The 16,139-nt window shown below is 39.5% G+C and carries 17 protein-coding genes and 1 pseudogene; 6 read left to right on the forward strand and 12 right to left on the reverse strand.

Annotated features, from left to right (window positions below):
• The first annotated feature begins 31 nt into the window (after nucleotides 1–31).
• From J678_RS12210 to J678_RS12230, 5 genes are all read left to right on the forward strand, one after another.
• Nucleotides 32–724 (forward strand): TetR/AcrR family transcriptional regulator, encoded by a 693-nt coding sequence (locus tag J678_RS12210; RefSeq protein ID WP_002053350.1) that lies wholly within the window; start codon nucleotides 32–34, stop codon nucleotides 722–724.
• A gap of 74 nt (nucleotides 725–798) precedes the next feature.
• Nucleotides 799–1,662, forward strand: coding sequence for a formyltetrahydrofolate deformylase (purU, locus tag J678_RS12215; RefSeq protein ID WP_002053369.1), 864 nt, complete (start codon nucleotides 799–801; stop codon nucleotides 1,660–1,662).
• 386 nt (nucleotides 1,663–2,048) lie between these two features.
• Entirely contained in the window at nucleotides 2,049–2,804 is a 756-nt protein-coding gene (locus J678_RS12220; RefSeq protein ID WP_017393942.1) for an energy transducer TonB, read from the forward strand.
• A 44-nt stretch (nucleotides 2,805–2,848) separates the two neighbouring features.
• Nucleotides 2,849–3,469: a MotA/TolQ/ExbB proton channel family protein gene (locus tag J678_RS12225; RefSeq protein WP_002053291.1), complete on the forward strand. Its 621-nt coding sequence runs from the start codon at nucleotides 2,849–2,851 to the stop codon at nucleotides 3,467–3,469.
• The gene (locus J678_RS12230) at nucleotides 3,469–3,873 is read left to right on the forward strand and encodes an ExbD/TolR family protein (RefSeq protein WP_002053449.1); all 405 of its coding nucleotides are present in this window, start codon (nucleotides 3,469–3,471) and stop codon (nucleotides 3,871–3,873) included. The genes J678_RS12225 and J678_RS12230 overlap by 1 nt, the downstream gene beginning before the upstream one ends.
• A gap of 57 nt (nucleotides 3,874–3,930) precedes the next feature.
• On the opposite strand, the gene msrA is transcribed toward J678_RS12230, so the two are convergent.
• The 8 genes and pseudogenes from msrA to lgt all read right to left on the reverse strand — a co-directional run bounded on the left by msrA (nucleotide 3,931) and on the right by lgt (nucleotide 9,451).
• A complete protein-coding gene (gene msrA, locus J678_RS12235) occupies nucleotides 3,931–4,455 on the reverse strand; it encodes a peptide-methionine (S)-S-oxide reductase MsrA (RefSeq protein WP_002053439.1) in 525 nt (174 codons plus the stop codon).
• 135 nt (nucleotides 4,456–4,590) lie between these two features.
• Nucleotides 4,591–5,088, reverse strand: a pseudogene (locus J678_RS0104180) (SRPBCC family protein).
• 148 nt (nucleotides 5,089–5,236) lie between these two features.
• Entirely contained in the window at nucleotides 5,237–6,292 is a 1,056-nt protein-coding gene (locus tag J678_RS12240; RefSeq protein WP_017393939.1) for a DUF4105 domain-containing protein, read from the reverse strand.
• A 14-nt stretch (nucleotides 6,293–6,306) separates the two neighbouring features.
• On the reverse strand, nucleotides 6,307–6,816 hold the full coding sequence (locus tag J678_RS12245; protein WP_000312548.1) for a dihydrofolate reductase: 510 nt from the start codon (nucleotides 6,814–6,816) through the stop codon (nucleotides 6,307–6,309).
• Between the two features lie 44 nt (nucleotides 6,817–6,860).
• A complete protein-coding gene (gene thyA / locus J678_RS12250) occupies nucleotides 6,861–7,703 on the reverse strand; it encodes a thymidylate synthase (RefSeq protein WP_001203170.1) in 843 nt (280 codons plus the stop codon).
• Nucleotides 7,704–7,825: 122 nt separating this feature from the next.
• Entirely contained in the window at nucleotides 7,826–8,188 is a 363-nt protein-coding gene (locus tag J678_RS12255; protein ID WP_017393938.1) for a hypothetical protein, read from the reverse strand.
• Nucleotides 8,189–8,199: 11 nt separating this feature from the next.
• The gene (locus J678_RS12260; RefSeq protein WP_004710678.1) at nucleotides 8,200–8,559 is read right to left on the reverse strand and encodes a hypothetical protein; all 360 of its coding nucleotides are present in this window, start codon (nucleotides 8,557–8,559) and stop codon (nucleotides 8,200–8,202) included.
• Between the two features lie 73 nt (nucleotides 8,560–8,632).
• Nucleotides 8,633–9,451: a prolipoprotein diacylglyceryl transferase gene (gene lgt / locus J678_RS12265; RefSeq protein WP_017393937.1), complete on the reverse strand. Its 819-nt coding sequence runs from the start codon at nucleotides 9,449–9,451 to the stop codon at nucleotides 8,633–8,635.
• Between the two features lie 93 nt (nucleotides 9,452–9,544).
• Between lgt and J678_RS12270 the strand changes: the two genes are divergently transcribed.
• Nucleotides 9,545–10,324 carry an NRDE family protein gene (locus J678_RS12270; protein ID WP_017393936.1) on the forward strand — a complete coding sequence of 260 codons (780 nt, stop codon included), beginning with the start codon at nucleotides 9,545–9,547 and terminating at the stop codon, nucleotides 10,322–10,324.
• Between the two features lie 44 nt (nucleotides 10,325–10,368).
• On the opposite strand, the gene J678_RS12275 is transcribed toward J678_RS12270, so the two are convergent.
• The 4 genes from J678_RS12275 to tatB all read right to left on the reverse strand — a co-directional run bounded on the left by J678_RS12275 (nucleotide 10,369) and on the right by tatB (nucleotide 16,133).
• Nucleotides 10,369–12,561, reverse strand: coding sequence for a PhoX family protein (locus J678_RS12275; RefSeq protein WP_017393935.1), 2,193 nt, complete (start codon nucleotides 12,559–12,561; stop codon nucleotides 10,369–10,371).
• 205 nt (nucleotides 12,562–12,766) lie between these two features.
• The gene (locus J678_RS12280) at nucleotides 12,767–14,752 is read right to left on the reverse strand and encodes a PhoX family protein (RefSeq protein WP_002053376.1); all 1,986 of its coding nucleotides are present in this window, start codon (nucleotides 14,750–14,752) and stop codon (nucleotides 12,767–12,769) included.
• 176 nt (nucleotides 14,753–14,928) lie between these two features.
• On the reverse strand, nucleotides 14,929–15,699 hold the full coding sequence (gene tatC, locus J678_RS12285; RefSeq protein WP_002053474.1) for a twin-arginine translocase subunit TatC: 771 nt from the start codon (nucleotides 15,697–15,699) through the stop codon (nucleotides 14,929–14,931).
• Nucleotides 15,696–16,133 carry a Sec-independent protein translocase protein TatB gene (gene tatB / locus J678_RS12290; RefSeq protein WP_017393934.1) on the reverse strand — a complete coding sequence of 146 codons (438 nt, stop codon included), beginning with the start codon at nucleotides 16,131–16,133 and terminating at the stop codon, nucleotides 15,696–15,698. Before tatB ends, tatC begins: the two co-directional genes overlap by 4 nt.
• Nucleotides 16,134–16,139 lie beyond the last annotated feature (6 nt).

Genomic DNA, 16,139 nt, shown 5'->3' on the forward strand with positions numbered 1-16,139 from the left:
TTAACCATATGAATTAACGAAGGTTATTAAAATGTCTCTACCTAAAGCTTTGAAGACAAAAGACCGGATTTTACAAATCAGTTTGCAGCTTTTTAATGAGCGTGGCGAACGGTCTGTCACTACCAATCATATTGCTGCAGAGTTGGGCATTAGTCCTGGAAACTTGTATTATCACTTTCGAAACAAGCATGAAATTATTAAAGAATTAATGTATCAATATCAGGTCGAGACTTTGGAAATGCTATCTTTACCTGAAGACAGACCATTAACGACCAATGACAAAATTAACTATTTTCAAGTGCTCAGCGGTCAGTTATGGAACTATCGTTTTATTCATCGTGATGTTTATCACTTAGTTGAAAGTAACGAAGACTTTAAGAAGATCTATCCGCGATTTGCGGGGCAGGTGATGCAACAAGGACAACGAATTTATCAGGCCTTTGTTGATGCAGGACTTATGAAAATGACAGCTTCTGAAATTGAAGCTTTAATTATTAACCTTTGGATTGTCTTAACCAACTGGACCAACTTTCTATATATGTCTGGGCATATTAGTGACAATAATCACCTTGAAGAGAAATGGGTCTGGCAAGCATTACGTCAAATGGTTTTCTTAGAAGGCCCTTATTTGATGGGTGAAAGCCGTGCGACTTATGAACAATTGTTAGAATCACTTGGACCCTCTGATCTTTTTGCAAGCTTGTCATCCTTAAAAGATGAATAGTTGTGCTTGTTTATTTAGAGCGCTAGAATACTCGGCTTATCAAAATTTTGTCTCAATTAAGTGATATTAACCAAATGAATATGACCACTGCCAATACAGCCCGTTTACTGATTACTTGTGAAGACAAGCCTGGGATCGTACAGGCTGTATCGAGCTTTTTGTACCACCAAGGTGCAAACATTACCGCGCTTGATCAGTATGCGACGGAAGCTCAAGGCGGGCGTTATTTCATGCGTGTTGAATTTGAACTTGATCATTTACAGTCACGTAAGGATGCTTTAATTCAGACTTTCGCTGCAAATGTTGCTGAACGTTATGGCATGCAATGGCGTCTTGCTTTTGTAAATGACGTTAAAAAGGTTGGTATTTTAGTTTCTAAAGTCGACCATGCTTTGCTTGAGTTATTGTGGCGCCATGCTCGTGGTTCTTTACCTTGTGAAATTACCCACGTTATTTCTAACCATGAAGATTTACGTGAAGCAGTTGAAAACTTTGGTATTCCGTTTACTGTGATTAAGGTAACTAAAGACAATAAAGCAGAAGCCTATGCTCAAATTCATGAAATGATGCAGGGTAATGACTTATTAGTTCTAGCGCGTTACATGCAGATTTTAAGTGAAGATTTCGTTTCTAAATGGGAAATGAAAATCATCAATATTCACCACTCATTCTTACCTGCTTTCGTTGGGGCAAATCCATATAAGCAAGCCTATGAAAAAGGTGTGAAGTTGATTGGTGCAACAGCTCACTATGTGACTGCTGACCTAGACCAAGGCCCAATTATTGAGCAAGACGTTGAACGTGTGAGCCACGATTATAATGTTGAGCAGTTACGTGAGCTTGGGGAAGATGTGGAACGTAATGTGTTAGCTCGTGCTGTTAAATGGCATTTAGAAGACCGAATCATTGTAGATGGTAATAAGACGGTTGTTTTCTAATTACCTCATATTTTTAAAAGCACACTTTTGAGTGTGCTTTTTTATGGCTAAAATAAAATTAAAATGTTATAACATAACTATGATTTGAGGTTTCATTGATTACGTTCAATATAGTTGCTTAATGTTTTTTTAAGTTGAGCACGATTTGATAAGTAGTATCTGAAACCAACAAGTTTTAGTGCATTGTCTAAACATGAGAAAAGTAAAGTGATATCACTTTATGAAGTTAGATCGCACAATACTGGAAAGTGTTTTCACAAAAAAAGTAGTTGCAAATGAAAACACTTCTCATTTATTATTGTGGCACTTTATTGTTCTATCCGATGTTTGAAATCGTTTCTATAAATTGAAGTCGACTTCATCATCCATTAGGTAATTAGATTCTTATGAGTCAATCTTCCGCAGCCTTAAACTCTCCCAATCCGATGAAAAAGAAAGTCATCACGGCACTAATTGCGGTTGCAATTGGTCATATCGGGGTCTTATGGGCAGTTAGCCACATTAAGCCTGCTGAACTAAAGCCAATTGATAAGAAGCCTTTACAAATCCGCTTTGTAAAAATTCAAGAACAACCAAAACCTTTACCACCGAAACCGAAAGAACCGCCTAAAAAGCCGGAACCTAAAAAAGAAGTGAAAGAAGTTAAGGTTGTTGAGAAACCTGTGACTCCGCCTAAACCAGTGGAAAAAATTCAGCAGGTGAAAAAGGCTGAAACTCCTAAACAGGCAGTAAAGACAGAACCTAAAGTTGAACCAAAAGTAGTGACCCCAACAACTACTGTGACTGAAAAAGTCGTTGAAAAGCCAAAGCCAGTGGTGCAAGAAGCACCTAAAGCTCAACCTGCGCCAGATCCATCACCAAAACATGTTTCAATTGGTGGTTCAGGTGTGCAGTGGAGCCGTTCACCACGTTTGACTGTTTCACCAAAAGATTTACAAGGCGAAGCGCGTTCGGTTGTTGTACTGATTGAAGCCGATGAAAAAGGTAAGATTACCAACGTACGTGTAACACGAAGCAGTGGCATTTCAAGTCTAGATGACAAAGTTGTCCGTGCTGTACGTGGTGCAAAATTTAAACCTTATATGGAAAACGGTGTTGCTTATCCAATTAAAGCCGAGCAACCCTTTGATTTAACCCCTTAAACGAATTTGAGTCCCAACGGCTAACCTTAATCAGGAGTTCTAATATGAACTTTTCAATCTATTGGCAACATGCAGATGCAGTGAGTAAAACTCTGTATTTCATTTTATTGGCAATGTCGATTGCTACCTGGACAGTTTTCATCTTACGTTTGATGGGGACTCGCCAATTAAAACAACAAGCTTACGCTCAACTCTCTAAAGCTATTAGTTCGCTAAAAGCAAAGTTACAGCCTTTGAGTTTTGAACAGCGTAAAGCAGTTGCAGAGCAAGCACTATTGCGCCAAATTTCTGCTGAAAAAGTCAATGCTGAAAAAGGTATTTCTGTTTTAGGAACAATTGCTTCAATTGCACCATTTGTTGGTTTGTTTGGTACGGTATGGGGTATTTTCCACGCGCTGGTTGCTGTAGGTAAGAGCGGACAAGCAGGTTTGGCTCAGGTGGCTACACCAGTAGGTGAAGCACTTATTATGACTGGTCTTGGTCTTGCAGTTGCGATTCCTGCGGTATTGGCTTATAACATTTGTGTACGTGCTAATCGTGGTCTTGCTCATGATTTACAAGATCAAGCACACAGTTTGTTAATCGACACCATGTTGCAGCAAGACTCAACTGTAAAGTCTGATGTTAAAACTGCAGAGCAAAGTTATGTTGGAGGTCAAGCTTAATGGCTTTTCAATTGGGTGAAGACCACGATAGTGGCATAAATGAGATGAACCTCATTCCGCTAATCGACATTATGTTGGTGTTAATGATCATCTTTTTGGTCACAGCAACAGTTGCCAACCCATCGATTCCATTAACACTGCCTAAAACAACTGCTGAAATTATTGATCCACCACCAAAAGCAATTACGATTAGTATCAATGCAAATGGTGAAGTGGCTTGGGATACTCAAGTAATTAGTCTTGATGAGCTTCAAAAACGTTTCCAAGAAGCAGGTCAAGGTGCGGTTAAACCAACCGTTCAACTTCGTGCTGATAAAGAGTCGAAGTACGATACGGTAGCTCAGGTAATGTCTCGCGCCAGTGAAGCCGGACTGAGCGATATTGCCTTTGTAAGTGAAAACTAAAATTTAGTTTACTCAATAAAAAAGCAACCAAGTCGGTTGCTTTTTTATTGCTCTAATTTATTGATCTTTCATTAGATGCTGGAATTTACTATATAGCTTTAATAGCTTAGGTGGAATCGCAAAGTTGCAATAACCTTGTGAAGGATTCTTTGCATAGTAATTCTGATGATATTCTTCGGCTGGATAGAATGTCGGGGCAGGAGATAGCTCAGTCACAATATCAAGATCGTCATCTTTTAACGTTTGAATCGTGTGTTCTGCTGCCTGTTTTTGCTCTTCATTAAAATAGTAAATAACAGAGCGGTACTGAGTACCAATATCATTACCTTGGCGATTTAAGGTCGTTGGATCATGCGTTGCAAAGAACACATCAAGTAACTGAGAATATGTAACTTGTTGTTCATCAAAGTCGATGAGAACAACTTCAGCATGTTGAGTGTCACCTTGACATACTTGCTCATAAGTTGGCTGAGTTGTATGCCCACCAGCATAACCACTTGTTACTTTTTCTACACCACGTATTTGTAAAAATACGGCTTCGACGCACCAAAAACAGCCGCCGCCAAATAATGCCTGTTGCATTGTTTTTCCCTCTATTTCCTGCCTATTACAATAGGGTCTATCTATCTAGATTACAAAGTAAAGCGTGTATAAAAAAGTAAAGAAAAAGAGAATAACTTATTTAGTTTTCGATAGCCACCAACAGATCCTCTATATTTAAAGGGTTTTTAAATAAGCTTCTAAATTGGAGAATGTTCCATTAAATCCTTGCGTCATTCCATCGCGTGCAGAATCAAAAGTTGAGTTACCAATATCGTCAGAGTTCCACGGTTGCCAAGTAATTGTGACTTTTGTTTTATTATCAATATTTTCAAAAGTTGTGGTTGCTAACATTTCTAATGGTCATGTCGGTGACATAGGGTGTCGTGTGCTGTTACCGTCTTTGTCTGAAAAAGATTGAATAAACGTTAATCGCTCATTAGGTACAATCTCACGAAACACTTGCTTACCCCACATTTGTGTTCCATCGGGTCCTTCTAATCCATAGTGATAAGTTCCACCAACTCTAAAATCCATTGAGGTATGAATGATTTTAAAATTTTTTGGACTCATCCAATTTTGTAAGTGATTAATATCAGTATATACCTTGAATACAAGATCACGAGGTGCATTAAATACTTTAGAAATACTAAATGGTGTAATTTTTTCTATCATGATTATTTTCCTTTATTAGAAAACTGGTTAATTTACAAATTGAATAAGTTATACAGTTACTTTGTAATTTTTGCAGATCATATTCAATGCTCTCAAAGTGTTCTTCTAGTATTTGGCGAAAATGAGTCTATAAAATATCAAGCAGACTCTAGTCAGCTTTGGGTAAACCTTGTCGCACAATTTGAGAGAAGTGTTCACTACTCTGATCTGAAAGTTGTTCAAAATGCTCAGTACGTGGATTGATATGTGCGATTTGATACCACTGTTTTAAACTAATATTTTGATTAAGTGCTTTAAGATCATATAAATAATTAGGTAAGTAACCAGAAGCAATCAACCGATAATCTTTAGGAAGTTGATATGGATTAATGGCTTGAACCATATCAAAAATCAAGGTTGTGCAATTACTTGTGAGGGTGTTATACCATTTTGGCTGTGCACGTAGCTCATCTGACTTTTTAAGATATTCTAAAAATAGTGCTTTTTGTTCAGAGCGAGGCATATTGACCGGGAAATTATAAACTTGCTCTTTACGAATGTTGCTACGTGTGTAGACAATATCTTTTTCATCAGATGCAATTAAGCTCAGTTCATATTTTCTAAAAAAACCACCAATTGCCGAAAATTCTTCAGTCTTTTCTTTTCGTATTTCGATGGAAAAAACTAAAGGTTGTTGATTTTTAAATTCGAAACTGACCAGTGTATGGGCAATTTGTGGCCCCATCCAATAAGAGGTAATGATATTTATGCCATTTAACTGGTTTAGATCAAAAGTACGGGTTTCCCAGCGGACATCATAGGTTCCATCTGGATGCCAGTTGAAGTTACGGACATTATGCAAGGTAATAACATCGCCGTGTTTTTCGTAACTTAACATATTGGCAACTTCAGGGTTCCAGTCACGGTCTTGACGTGCAGTAATCGAAAAGTACCAAACCAAAGAGCAGGCAAAAGCTAACAGGTAGATTAAAACGTCTGTACGACGGCTAATGATATGCCCATTAAAATATAAGCCTGCCATACTTAGAGCAAAGGCAATCCATATGCCAATAATAATACGGCTGCCTAACCAGCCAAAAGGTTGTTGCACCCATAAGGCTAAGCATACCCAAATGCTGGAAAGCACAATAAACAACGTGAATAAACTATGTAAAGCGCCGAAAGCGAGGGCGATAATAAACTCACGCGTTCCAATATTGTGCATAGGCGACCAGAAAATTATTTTTTATAAGTGGCAAATTCGAATGAAGTTCCTGATTTTTCATCTACTTGCTGTTCGCTTGCAGTTTTATGAAATTCACTCGGTATAGTTGGATAATGTGCATCACCTTGTACATCTAAGTCAACATGAGTGAGCTCAAGACGGTCTGCAATTGACAAGGTTTGCTTAAAGATTTCACCGCCACCAATAATGAATAAAGCTTGCTTTTCGGTGTTTTTGGCATCTTCTAAAGCAGCATTTAAAGCATCTTCAATTGAATACGCAATTTTTACGCCGTCAAAATGCCAGTTAATGTCACGGGTAATTACCCAGTTCACACGGTTCGGTAGAGCACGGCCCATAGACTCAAGGGTTTTACGGCCCATGATCACCACACCACCTTGTGTGATTTCTTTAAAGTGTTTTAAGTCGGCAGAGATATGCCATGGCAACGCATTGCCTTTACCAATACAGTGATTTTTGTCCATTGCGACAACGTGGACAACTTCTACATTTTGCCATGCCATAATTTTATTCTCTAAACCGTAATCTAATGAAATTTAAGCCGTCGTTATACTGCAACTGGTGCTTTAATTGCCGGATGTGACTCGTAGCCTACAATCTCGATATCTTCAAATTTAAAGTCGAAAATATCTTTAACTTCCGGATTAAGTTTTAATTGGCAAAGTGGTAATGGCTCACGCGTCAATTGTAGTTTTGCCTGTTCAAAATGGTTTGCGTAAAGATGCGTATCGCCACCTGTCCAAACAAAATCACCAACACCTAAGCCACACACCTGAGCAATCATATGGGTGAGTAGGGCATAGCTGGCAATATTAAATGGCACGCCTAAGAATACGTCAGCACTACGTTGATAAAGCTGGCATGACAACTTGTTGTCTTGTACAAAAAATTGGAAGAGTGTATGGCAAGGCGGTAATGCAACTTGTCCTGCCTCATTTGGATTCCAACCAGAGACAATTAAACGGCGTGAATTTGGGTTGGTTTTAATTTCATTAATTAACCATTTAATTTGGTCAAAACCATCTTGGTTATAAGTACCATCGGCATTTTTAGTTGCGCCGAAATTACGCCATTGATGGCCATAAACTGGGCCAAGCTCATGTTCTGGGCGGCCGAAACGGGCAGTTTGTTCTGCTGTTGCCCATTCATCCCAAATGGTGACTTTATTGTCTTGTAAGTACTTAACGTTAGTATCGCCTTTTAAGAACCAAAGTAACTCAATCACGATAGAACGAAAGTGAACTTTTTTTGTGGTGAGTAAAGGAAAACCCTTAGAGAGATCAAAACGCATTTGATGACCAAATACAGAACGGGTTCCTGTGCCTGTACGGTCGCCTTTGTCACCGCCATTATCAAGGATATGTTGTAGAAGGTCTAAATATGCACGCATAACACTCTCGAGTTCGGATTAATTTCCATAAAATAAAAGGGGAGACGGTTCATGGATTAATAAACCGTGGAAGATAATAGCATGGATTCAGGACTGTTAGGAAAGCGAGCCTTGCTTTGTAATTAAAATCGCTTTGCACGATTTTGATAAATCGAAACAAGAAAAAATCCAACCAGTACAAAGCCTAAAGCTTGTAGTGTTGCGATCCAATTGTGTTGAGGGGGCAGTAACCACATTATAATAGCTACAATAATGAGAGGGTAAATTCTAAGCAGAAACTGGAGCTTAAGTTTATATGAACTGTGCTCTGAAATTTTTGTTTGTAAATATTGCCCGAAATGAAGCCCGAACCCTAACACGAGGCTAAGAACAGTGTAAGTCGGCGATAAAGGCTGTACCTGATTGGCTGCATAAATTGCAGCACAAACGACAATAATAAAGATGAGTTTGATGTGACGTGGTGCGTTATACCAATAAGCCAACATAAAAAATGAGCCTATTTGTTAAATAACGATTGTGGTGAAAAAATAAAAGCAGCAAGTGCCATAAATGCAATGCCTTGGACGCCCCAGATCAGCAAGTTAGGCATGGTTTTTACAAAAATAAGTGCAAACAAGAGGGCAATAGGCACCCACGTAAATAGGCGATAAAGTAAACCGGTTGGGTTACTTTGAGCAAAATGCAATTTAAAGTAACGGCAGATTAAAAAAATAACCCCAGTTCCTGTAAACATTAAAATAGTATCTAAAGGCAATGGTTGATATTGATATAACCCAATACAGATTAAGAGGGTAATAATTAAGATCATTAATTTTTTAAAAGTCGGGACTTGCTTGTTAAACCAGAATTCCAGCATGGCGAATCTTCTTTCTTGGGAGATAAAAACTGTAGCATAAAAAAGAGGAGCCGAAACTCCTCTGATTTAGATGTTAACTGTTCTTTTGAGGGCCCCAGTCATAAATTTTCTTTTGGTAGGCATACCACATCATCCAAAGGCCAATGAGTAGCATTGGAACGGTGAGGATTTGTCCTTTCGTCATCCAACCAAATAAGATAAAACCTTGGTCAGCATCTGGTTGACGGAAGAATTCCATTACAAAGCGTGCAACACCATAACCCATTAAAAATAGGGCAGATACGGCCATGCGTGGGCGTGGTTTTGAGCTAAACCACCACAAAACAATGAATAGAATTAGACCTTCACAAAGCGCTTGATAAATTTGAGAAGGGTGACGAATTAAATGTAATGGGTCGGTTGGGAAAATCATTCCGAATGGATAATTTGGATCTGTAACCGCACGACCATATAATTCTCCACCAATAAAGTTACCGAAGCGTCCAAACATTAAGCCTGTCGGTACACATGGCGCAATAAAGTCGAGTGTCTGGAACCACGTTTTTTGATATTTTTTACACCAGAATAACATTGCAATCATGACGCCTAAGAAGCCGCCGTGGAAGCTCATACCACCTGTCCAGACTTGGAAAAGCCAGATCGGGTTTTCAAGGAATTTATCAAACTCATAGAAAAGCACATAGCCGATACGTCCGCCGAGTACAACCCCTAAGGCGCCGTAAAACACCAGATCGGAAACCATGTCCGATGTCCAGCCATCACGCTGTTTGGCACGGTAGGAAGCGAGTCCCCAAGCACATAAAAATGCCAATAAATACATGAGTCCATACCAATGGACTTGAAGAGGTCCTAGATGTATTGCGACCGGATCGATATTAGGATAGGTCAGCATTGCTGCTCCTTGATCTTACGTTTTGACAGATTGTAGCGGAATGATGTGAAAAATGTTGTACATTCAATGTGTAAACATAGGGAACAAGAATCAATGTGTATTGTGGCTTTAGCATGGCATGTTCTGGATGATATGCCCTTGTGTCTGATTTCAAACCGTGATGAGTTTTATCATCGATCAACAGCATTGTTGCATCAATGGGAACATACGCCAATCATTGCAGGGCAAGACTTACAGTCCGGTGGTACTTGGATGGGTGTTACGCCGCAGGGCCGATGGGCTGTGTTAACCAATTTCCGTGATGGACGTGATAAAAAACAATATGAAACTTCTCGTGGTCATTTGGTTCAGGCTTTTTTAGAGTCTGATTTATTACCGATTCGCTTTGCTCAGCAATTAGAACAACGGCAACAGAACTTTGCTGGTTTTAACCTGTTTATGGGGACTGCCGATCAAGCGGTCTACATGAGCAATCGTGGTGAGGCTCCTCAAGTATTAGCCAACGGTGTTTATGTGGTTTCGAATGGTTTAATGTCCGATCACTGGGAGAAAACCAGACATTTACGCACACGTTTTACGCAAGAGTTCTTGCCTATGCATCAGCACAAAACAGAAGAGTTAAGCTTGCAACATGCAGCGTGGGATATTTTAGAAGATGAGCGCAAGGTCACCACAGCATTGTTGCCAAATACAGGCATTCAACCAGAAATGGAAGAGTTGTTATCATCGACTTTTATTCAAAGTCCAGTATATGGAACCCGGTGTTCGAATTTTTTAAGAATGACCAATAATGAATGGATTTGGTTGGAAAAGACCCAGCAAGGCGAACATAGCGGCCAAATTGTACAGCAGCAGGTGCCTCTAAACCGTTAAAAGAATGCCGATCACTTGATCGGCATTTTCTAGGAAGAAATCAATTAACCAGCAATAACACCGCCATCTTTACGGGTAATAACTACAGTTGCCGAACGTGGGCGGGCAGTTTTGTTGCTTGGATCTTTTTGTGTGGCAGGCCAGTTACTTTCTGGTTTTGCATAACTTGCCGAGTCTTCACCAGGATGCTGAACATTAATGAAAATAGCTTTGTAGTCAGGTGTCATGGCAATACCAGTAATTTCACATTGCTTTGGTCCAACTAAGAAACGGCGTAATGTTGCATCTGTAACTTTAGCACCTGTTATGGTTTGCTGACCATTTGAAGTAGTTGCCGCACCACCATCACCAATTTGTCCTGGCAGAGCTGCAAGCATCATACAGTTGGTGACATCTGTATAAGCGCCGTCATCTGTTTCAATCCAGAGAACACCGCGTGGGTCAAACCACATACCATCTGGAGACGAAAAGTCGTTATTGTCTGTTAAACCTGACAAATTGATATTTGAAGCCATCGAAGCTTCTGCACCGAACAGATAAATATCCCATTTGAAGGTTTCAGCAGTGGTTTTGTCATCGGCTTCTCTAAAACGGATGATATGACCGTTCACATTTCCTTTTTGTTCTTTTGTGCCTGCATACAGATCGGTATAGTTACGAGGGTTAGCCGCATCTGTAGGGTAATCTTTACCACGGTTTGAGTTATTTGTAAGTGTGACATAGATTTCGCCATTGATTGGGTTAACTGTAGCCCACTCTGGGCGATCCATTTTAGTTGCTCCGACTGAATCTGCCGCCAAGCGTGCAAAAGTGACTACCTCTGCCTGAGATTTAAATGGATAGGTAGTGTTACTTTCATTTAAACCATTTTTACCGTAGGCAAGTTCAATCCATTGACCTGAACCATCGTTATTAAACTTGGCAACATACAACTTACCTGAGTTCATGTATTTGTCACCGGCTGCATAGCCGCCGTTTATATCTTTTGTGTCCCACACTGCGGTTGAAACAAACTTATAGATATATTCGCCACGAGAGTCATCCCCCATATAAAATGCGATTGGTTGACCTGCTACGGCACGGCATGCACTATCTTCATGGGCAAAACGGCCTAATGATGTGCGTTTAACCGGATTTTGGCGATTATCAAATGGGTCAATTTCGACCATCCAGCCAAATGTGTTTGGTCCATTGCGGTAATCTTGAGTTGCTTGAGCTGCTTTTACATCGGCATTCCAGCGGTCATATAGGTCTTGCGCCTCTACTTGACCAATTGCGGTTTCCCAACCGTAGCGAGAGCTTGATCCTGCTTTAAGACCATAGCGTTTAAGAGCAATAATTTCTTCTGGAGTACGTAGCGCATCATCAGTTGTACTACGCGCAAAATAACCAATGAAGTTTTCTTCCGTGGTTAAGTATGTTCCCCAAGGTGTATAGCCATTACCACAGTTGTTGTGTGTACCACGAGTCTGGCGGCCAGCAGGCGAAAAACGCGTCGAAAGTAAGTTAGATCCTGCCGCGGCACCAGCGAAGTCCATGACTGTAGAACCTGTAATGCGTCTATTAAAAATAGAGTTTTTTACAACCTCGACTTTTTGAGTAACAGGGTCTTTTTTGATATGAACTACAGAAACCCCATGGGCATTGGTTTCACGAATGACTTCGTCTTCTGGGCGGCGTCCATCAACTTTGGTTGGACCTTTAGGGTGTAGAAAGGTTTGGTTGATGTATTCGTGGTTCATCACCAATAAACCTTGTGCTGAGACAGTGTCATCAAAACGGTTTGTTGATGTGTTTAAACCAAAATAGTGCATACCATCATGGCAGTCACCTGAGCGAAACTGGAAGCTTGGACCAGATGGAATATTGTTATCGTCCCAATCACCAAAAGAAGGATTAAGAGAATCACCTAAAGCGTAAATTACATTTGCTTCGTAACCTTCTGGTACGGTCACAATATCATTTAAATTTTTAGCCACTGGCGTAAAGGTAAGTTTTTCAGGCTTTTTATTTGGATCGACTGGAGCAGTTCCACCGTTGTTAGAACCAGAGTCATCGTTATTATCATTACAGCCCGTTAAAGTAGAGGCTAAAGTTAATGCCACAGCACCGCTTGCTGCTTTAGTAATGAGGCTACGACGGCTCACATATTGGTCTAAAACATCACGAAAGTGAATATTGTCTGAAGTGTTGTTGTCTAATTCCTGATCTTCATGATATGGCGTCAAATCGTTCATATTAAATTCCTAATTCAAAATAAGTTTTTTCTAAAAGTCTTGATTAGCTTAAATTTTGAATATGACGAGGTCTTGACGTTTTAATGATAACTTAATGAAAAATTTGATCGTTTAGTCAAAAAAGAAAAGGGCTTTTTATTTTTATAAATGCTTTTAAATAAAAGAAACCTGCATAAGGCAGGCTTCTTTTGAGTTGCGCTAAGAATTATTTCTTCACAACAGATGGTGCTATAGGGTCAGCTGTAATATAACCAACTGCTGCTGCAAAACGATCTTTGTAGTTTGCACGAACAAGAGGATCAAGAGTTGCTTTTACTTTATCGTGTAATGGAGATTCCCAGTCACCAGGGTGCTGGAAGTTACTCATGATATAAGTCCAACCATTTACAGAGTCAACTGCGTGCAAACCTGTAGATTCTGCACCAGCAGGTGTTGATAAGATACGGCTTAATTGTTTGGTATCAACATTATATGCCCATAAGAAGTTATTTACGTGCATACCACTATCTTCACCAATGAAGAGGGTACGTAAATTTTCAGAGAACTTAATGTTATCTGGGTTGGCAATTTTATCTGCATTTGCAGTATTACCTAAAGCATCAGCAGTTGTTAGGTCTTCACCCACTAAAGCTGCAGGTGGTTCCATATGAGTCGATACCCATTCACTGTTAATAAGCTGACCTTTGTTATCAACTTGGCTGCCTTTTAACGTATGTGCGTAAATTGCACCAGCTTTTGGACCTTGTACTTGAATATCAGTAGTTTTATCAACCATAGAAGACTGTACATAAGACATCGCAGAGTAAGCAATTTTGTCTTTGATATTTACAGTTGTGCCTTCCATCTTAGTAAAGCCCATACTTGCACCAACCAAGGCTGCATAACGATGCGTTTCTAAGAAAGCCGCTTCACGTTCTTTACCAGGTACAAGTTTTACCCAGTTGTCTTTACCGCTATAACGGATTTTGGTGTAGCTTGCATCTTTTGGATCAGACGTTTTTACATCCATCAGGTCGGTAATCTTATATTGATCAGCCCAGCTCTTTACTTCAGCACTTGTTGCATGACCAAGGTTAATCCACGAAATATCACCGGCACCAGCACCTACACCTGAGGTTTGCTTCCATTTAGCAACATAGAGCGTACCCGCAGATAAGTCTTTTTCTTTATCTGCAACAAACATGAATAAACCGCCATTTGTTGCATCATCACCCATCAATGCAGTGCGGTTATCTGGCATAACTTGAATAAGTTCGTGAGAGATACGACCTAAACAGTAATGTTTTTTGATTGAACCTGTACCATCCGTATTTACAGTAACTTCTGGTAAGTGACCGTAGTGGTAAGGATTACCTTTTGTACTGTCGCCAAATAAGTTTTTGCTAAATACTGGTAAATAGCTTCCAGCAACATTGTTTGCATCTGGTTCATATTCTTCACTCGACAGGTGAGTTCCCCATGGAGATAAACTTGCACCACACGTGATCCATAAACCGTTTACTTTAGAGGTATCGACATTGTGGTATTTAACAAGAGTTAAATGACCAGTTTTAGGGTCTTGGTCTAAAGTTAAAATTGCAATTGGAGATGGTAGTAAACCATACATAGACGCTAAGCTTTGGTCACGAGTCGTATATTCAAATTGAACTACGTGAAATACAGGGTTGCCAGTAACACCTAAAGCTTGTTTGTCTGCATCGGTAAAGTCACGGCCTGTTGCTTGTTTAAAGCTAATTAAAGAGCTTCCGTCCGGACAGTCAGAGAAGAATTGACGTTCTTGACCTGGTTTTGACTTATCAATAATTGGTTGATTATTAATATCAACATAACCACCCGCCAGAATTTTTCCACCTTTACCGTCTGCAACCAAATCACCTGTGGTAAAGAAAGGCTTATACGCTAATGTGTAGTCAGTTTTTGAGCCATCTTCCCAATTAATTGAAAGGCTTGATGCAACAGTTGTGGTTGCCATCGCCGCTGGGTTAGCTAAAGATGGCGCTGCCATTGATGTAAAGGTTGCGTTTTTAAAGTTTACTGTTGGTGGTGGAGTAACAACATCTGAATCATTATTGCTGTCATTACAGCCTGCTAACGTTGCTGCCGTAGCCATCGCACCTAATGGAAGAAAAGGAATCCCCGTAAACCATTTTAAAATATCGCGACGTGTTGGGTGGTTAGAAGCAGTTGTCATAATAAATCCGTAACTTTTGTGTGTATATTTGTTGAGTCGATTCTATGGATTGGAAATGACACTTTTCTTACATTTTTAAGTCACTTTGAAGACAGTTTATGGTTTGATTAATTAAGACGATTTAAAAGTAAAAAGCCCAAATTTTAATATTCGGGCTTTTAAAGAGAAGTTTTAAATTATTCAGCAGTCTGGCTTTTTCTCTTCTCAAGAATCTTACCGAACAGTAGGCCTATTTCAAAAAGTAACCACATTGGAATAGCTAACATCACCATTGAAATCGCATCTGGTGGAGTAATAAACATTGCAACAAAAAAACAGCCCACAATAATAAAACGTCTTTTTTCAGCAAGGCTTTGCGTATTTACTACACCAATCAAAATGAGTAGCAAGGTCGCGATAGGAATCTCAAAGGTCACACCAAATACCAAAAATAGCTTTAAACAGAAGCTTAAATAACTATTAATATCGGTCATTGGTGCTACTGTTTCAGGTGAAACGCTAATAAAGAAATGTAATATTGCAGGCAAGGTAATGTAATAAGCAAAAGCGACACCTGCATAAAATAGGACAATACTACCAATCAGTAACGGTAGCGCTAAATGGCGTTCTTTTTGATAAAGCGCAGGGCGAACAAAAGACCATATTTCATAAAGAATAAATGGCATTGCAAGCATAAGTGCGACAAATAAATTAAGTTTAAATGGCGCCATAAAGGTTGCTGTTACATCTGTTGCAATCATTGACGATGATGCAGGGAGTTGTAACCTTAAAGGCTCAGATAATAATTGGTAAGTATTATTTCGGAAGGGTAATAAACAAAAGAATAAGAATAATGTTACCCCTACAATCCTGAATAAATGGCGTCTTAAAACAACCAAATGATTCATGATTGGCATTTGGTCTAAGTTTTCTTGACTATTTACAGTGGTTGAAGGCAGTTGGTTCATACGGCAATCTTCAATTCAACAGGAGATATTTCTGCAATATCAATTTGAGTCACTAAAGGCGTAGGTTTAGCAACATACGGTACTTTGTAATGGTCTGATATAGGAATACATTTCCGAATAGGCTTTGGTGTTGTTTTAGGCGTTTCAGTAACTTCTAAATGTTCTGAAATTTGCTGTTTTTGTATTTCTTCAAGCTGTTGCTGTACTTTTCGTTCCAATGCTTCGATGCGGTTAAGTTCCTCTTGCATTTCTTTGCGGAACTCAGAAAGACGAAGCTCCTGATCAATCTCGTTTTGCAGATTGGTAATATAGCGTTTTAGTCGAACATACCAGCGGCCTGCAAAGCGTGCAGCTTCGGGAAGCTTATCTGGACCTAAAACTAAAATTGCAATAATTGCAAAACAGAGTAGCTCTGTCATTCCTACATCAAGCATGGGTCA

The sequence above is a fragment of the Acinetobacter sp. 1424608 genome (genome assembly GCF_000588255.1).
In the GTDB taxonomy this organism is placed as follows: Bacteria; Pseudomonadota; Gammaproteobacteria; order Pseudomonadales; family Moraxellaceae; genus Acinetobacter; species Acinetobacter nosocomialis.

Excerpts from the sequence above, each read along its gene's own strand:
- J678_RS12210 (WP_002053350.1), top strand. The coding sequence starts at position 32 with ATGTCTCTACCTAAAGCTTTGAAGACAAAAGACCGGATTTTACAAATC.
- purU (WP_002053369.1), top strand. The coding sequence starts at position 799 with ATGAATATGACCACTGCCAATACAGCCCGTTTACTGATTACTTGTGAA.
- J678_RS12220 (WP_017393942.1), top strand. The coding sequence starts at position 2,049 with ATGAGTCAATCTTCCGCAGCCTTAAACTCTCCCAATCCGATGAAAAAG.
- J678_RS12225 (WP_002053291.1), top strand. The coding sequence starts at position 2,849 with ATGAACTTTTCAATCTATTGGCAACATGCAGATGCAGTGAGTAAAACT.
- J678_RS12230 (WP_002053449.1), top strand. The coding sequence starts at position 3,469 with ATGGCTTTTCAATTGGGTGAAGACCACGATAGTGGCATAAATGAGATG.
- msrA (WP_002053439.1), bottom strand. The coding sequence starts at position 4,455 with ATGCAACAGGCATTATTTGGCGGCGGCTGTTTTTGGTGCGTCGAAGCC.
- J678_RS12240 (WP_017393939.1), bottom strand. The coding sequence starts at position 6,292 with ATGCACAATATTGGAACGCGTGAGTTTATTATCGCCCTCGCTTTCGGC.
- J678_RS12245 (WP_000312548.1), bottom strand. The coding sequence starts at position 6,816 with ATGGCATGGCAAAATGTAGAAGTTGTCCACGTTGTCGCAATGGACAAA.
- thyA (WP_001203170.1), bottom strand. The coding sequence starts at position 7,703 with ATGCGTGCATATTTAGACCTTCTACAACATATCCTTGATAATGGCGGT.
- J678_RS12255 (WP_017393938.1), bottom strand. The coding sequence starts at position 8,188 with ATGTTGGCTTATTGGTATAACGCACCACGTCACATCAAACTCATCTTT.
- J678_RS12260 (WP_004710678.1), bottom strand. The coding sequence starts at position 8,559 with ATGCTGGAATTCTGGTTTAACAAGCAAGTCCCGACTTTTAAAAAATTA.
- lgt (WP_017393937.1), bottom strand. The coding sequence starts at position 9,451 with ATGCTGACCTATCCTAATATCGATCCGGTCGCAATACATCTAGGACCT.
- J678_RS12270 (WP_017393936.1), top strand. The coding sequence starts at position 9,545 with ATGTGTATTGTGGCTTTAGCATGGCATGTTCTGGATGATATGCCCTTG.
- J678_RS12275 (WP_017393935.1), bottom strand. The coding sequence starts at position 12,561 with ATGAACGATTTGACGCCATATCATGAAGATCAGGAATTAGACAACAAC.
- J678_RS12280 (WP_002053376.1), bottom strand. The coding sequence starts at position 14,752 with ATGACAACTGCTTCTAACCACCCAACACGTCGCGATATTTTAAAATGG.
- tatC (WP_002053474.1), bottom strand. The coding sequence starts at position 15,699 with ATGAACCAACTGCCTTCAACCACTGTAAATAGTCAAGAAAACTTAGAC.
- tatB (WP_017393934.1), bottom strand. The coding sequence starts at position 16,133 with ATGCTTGATGTAGGAATGACAGAGCTACTCTGTTTTGCAATTATTGCA.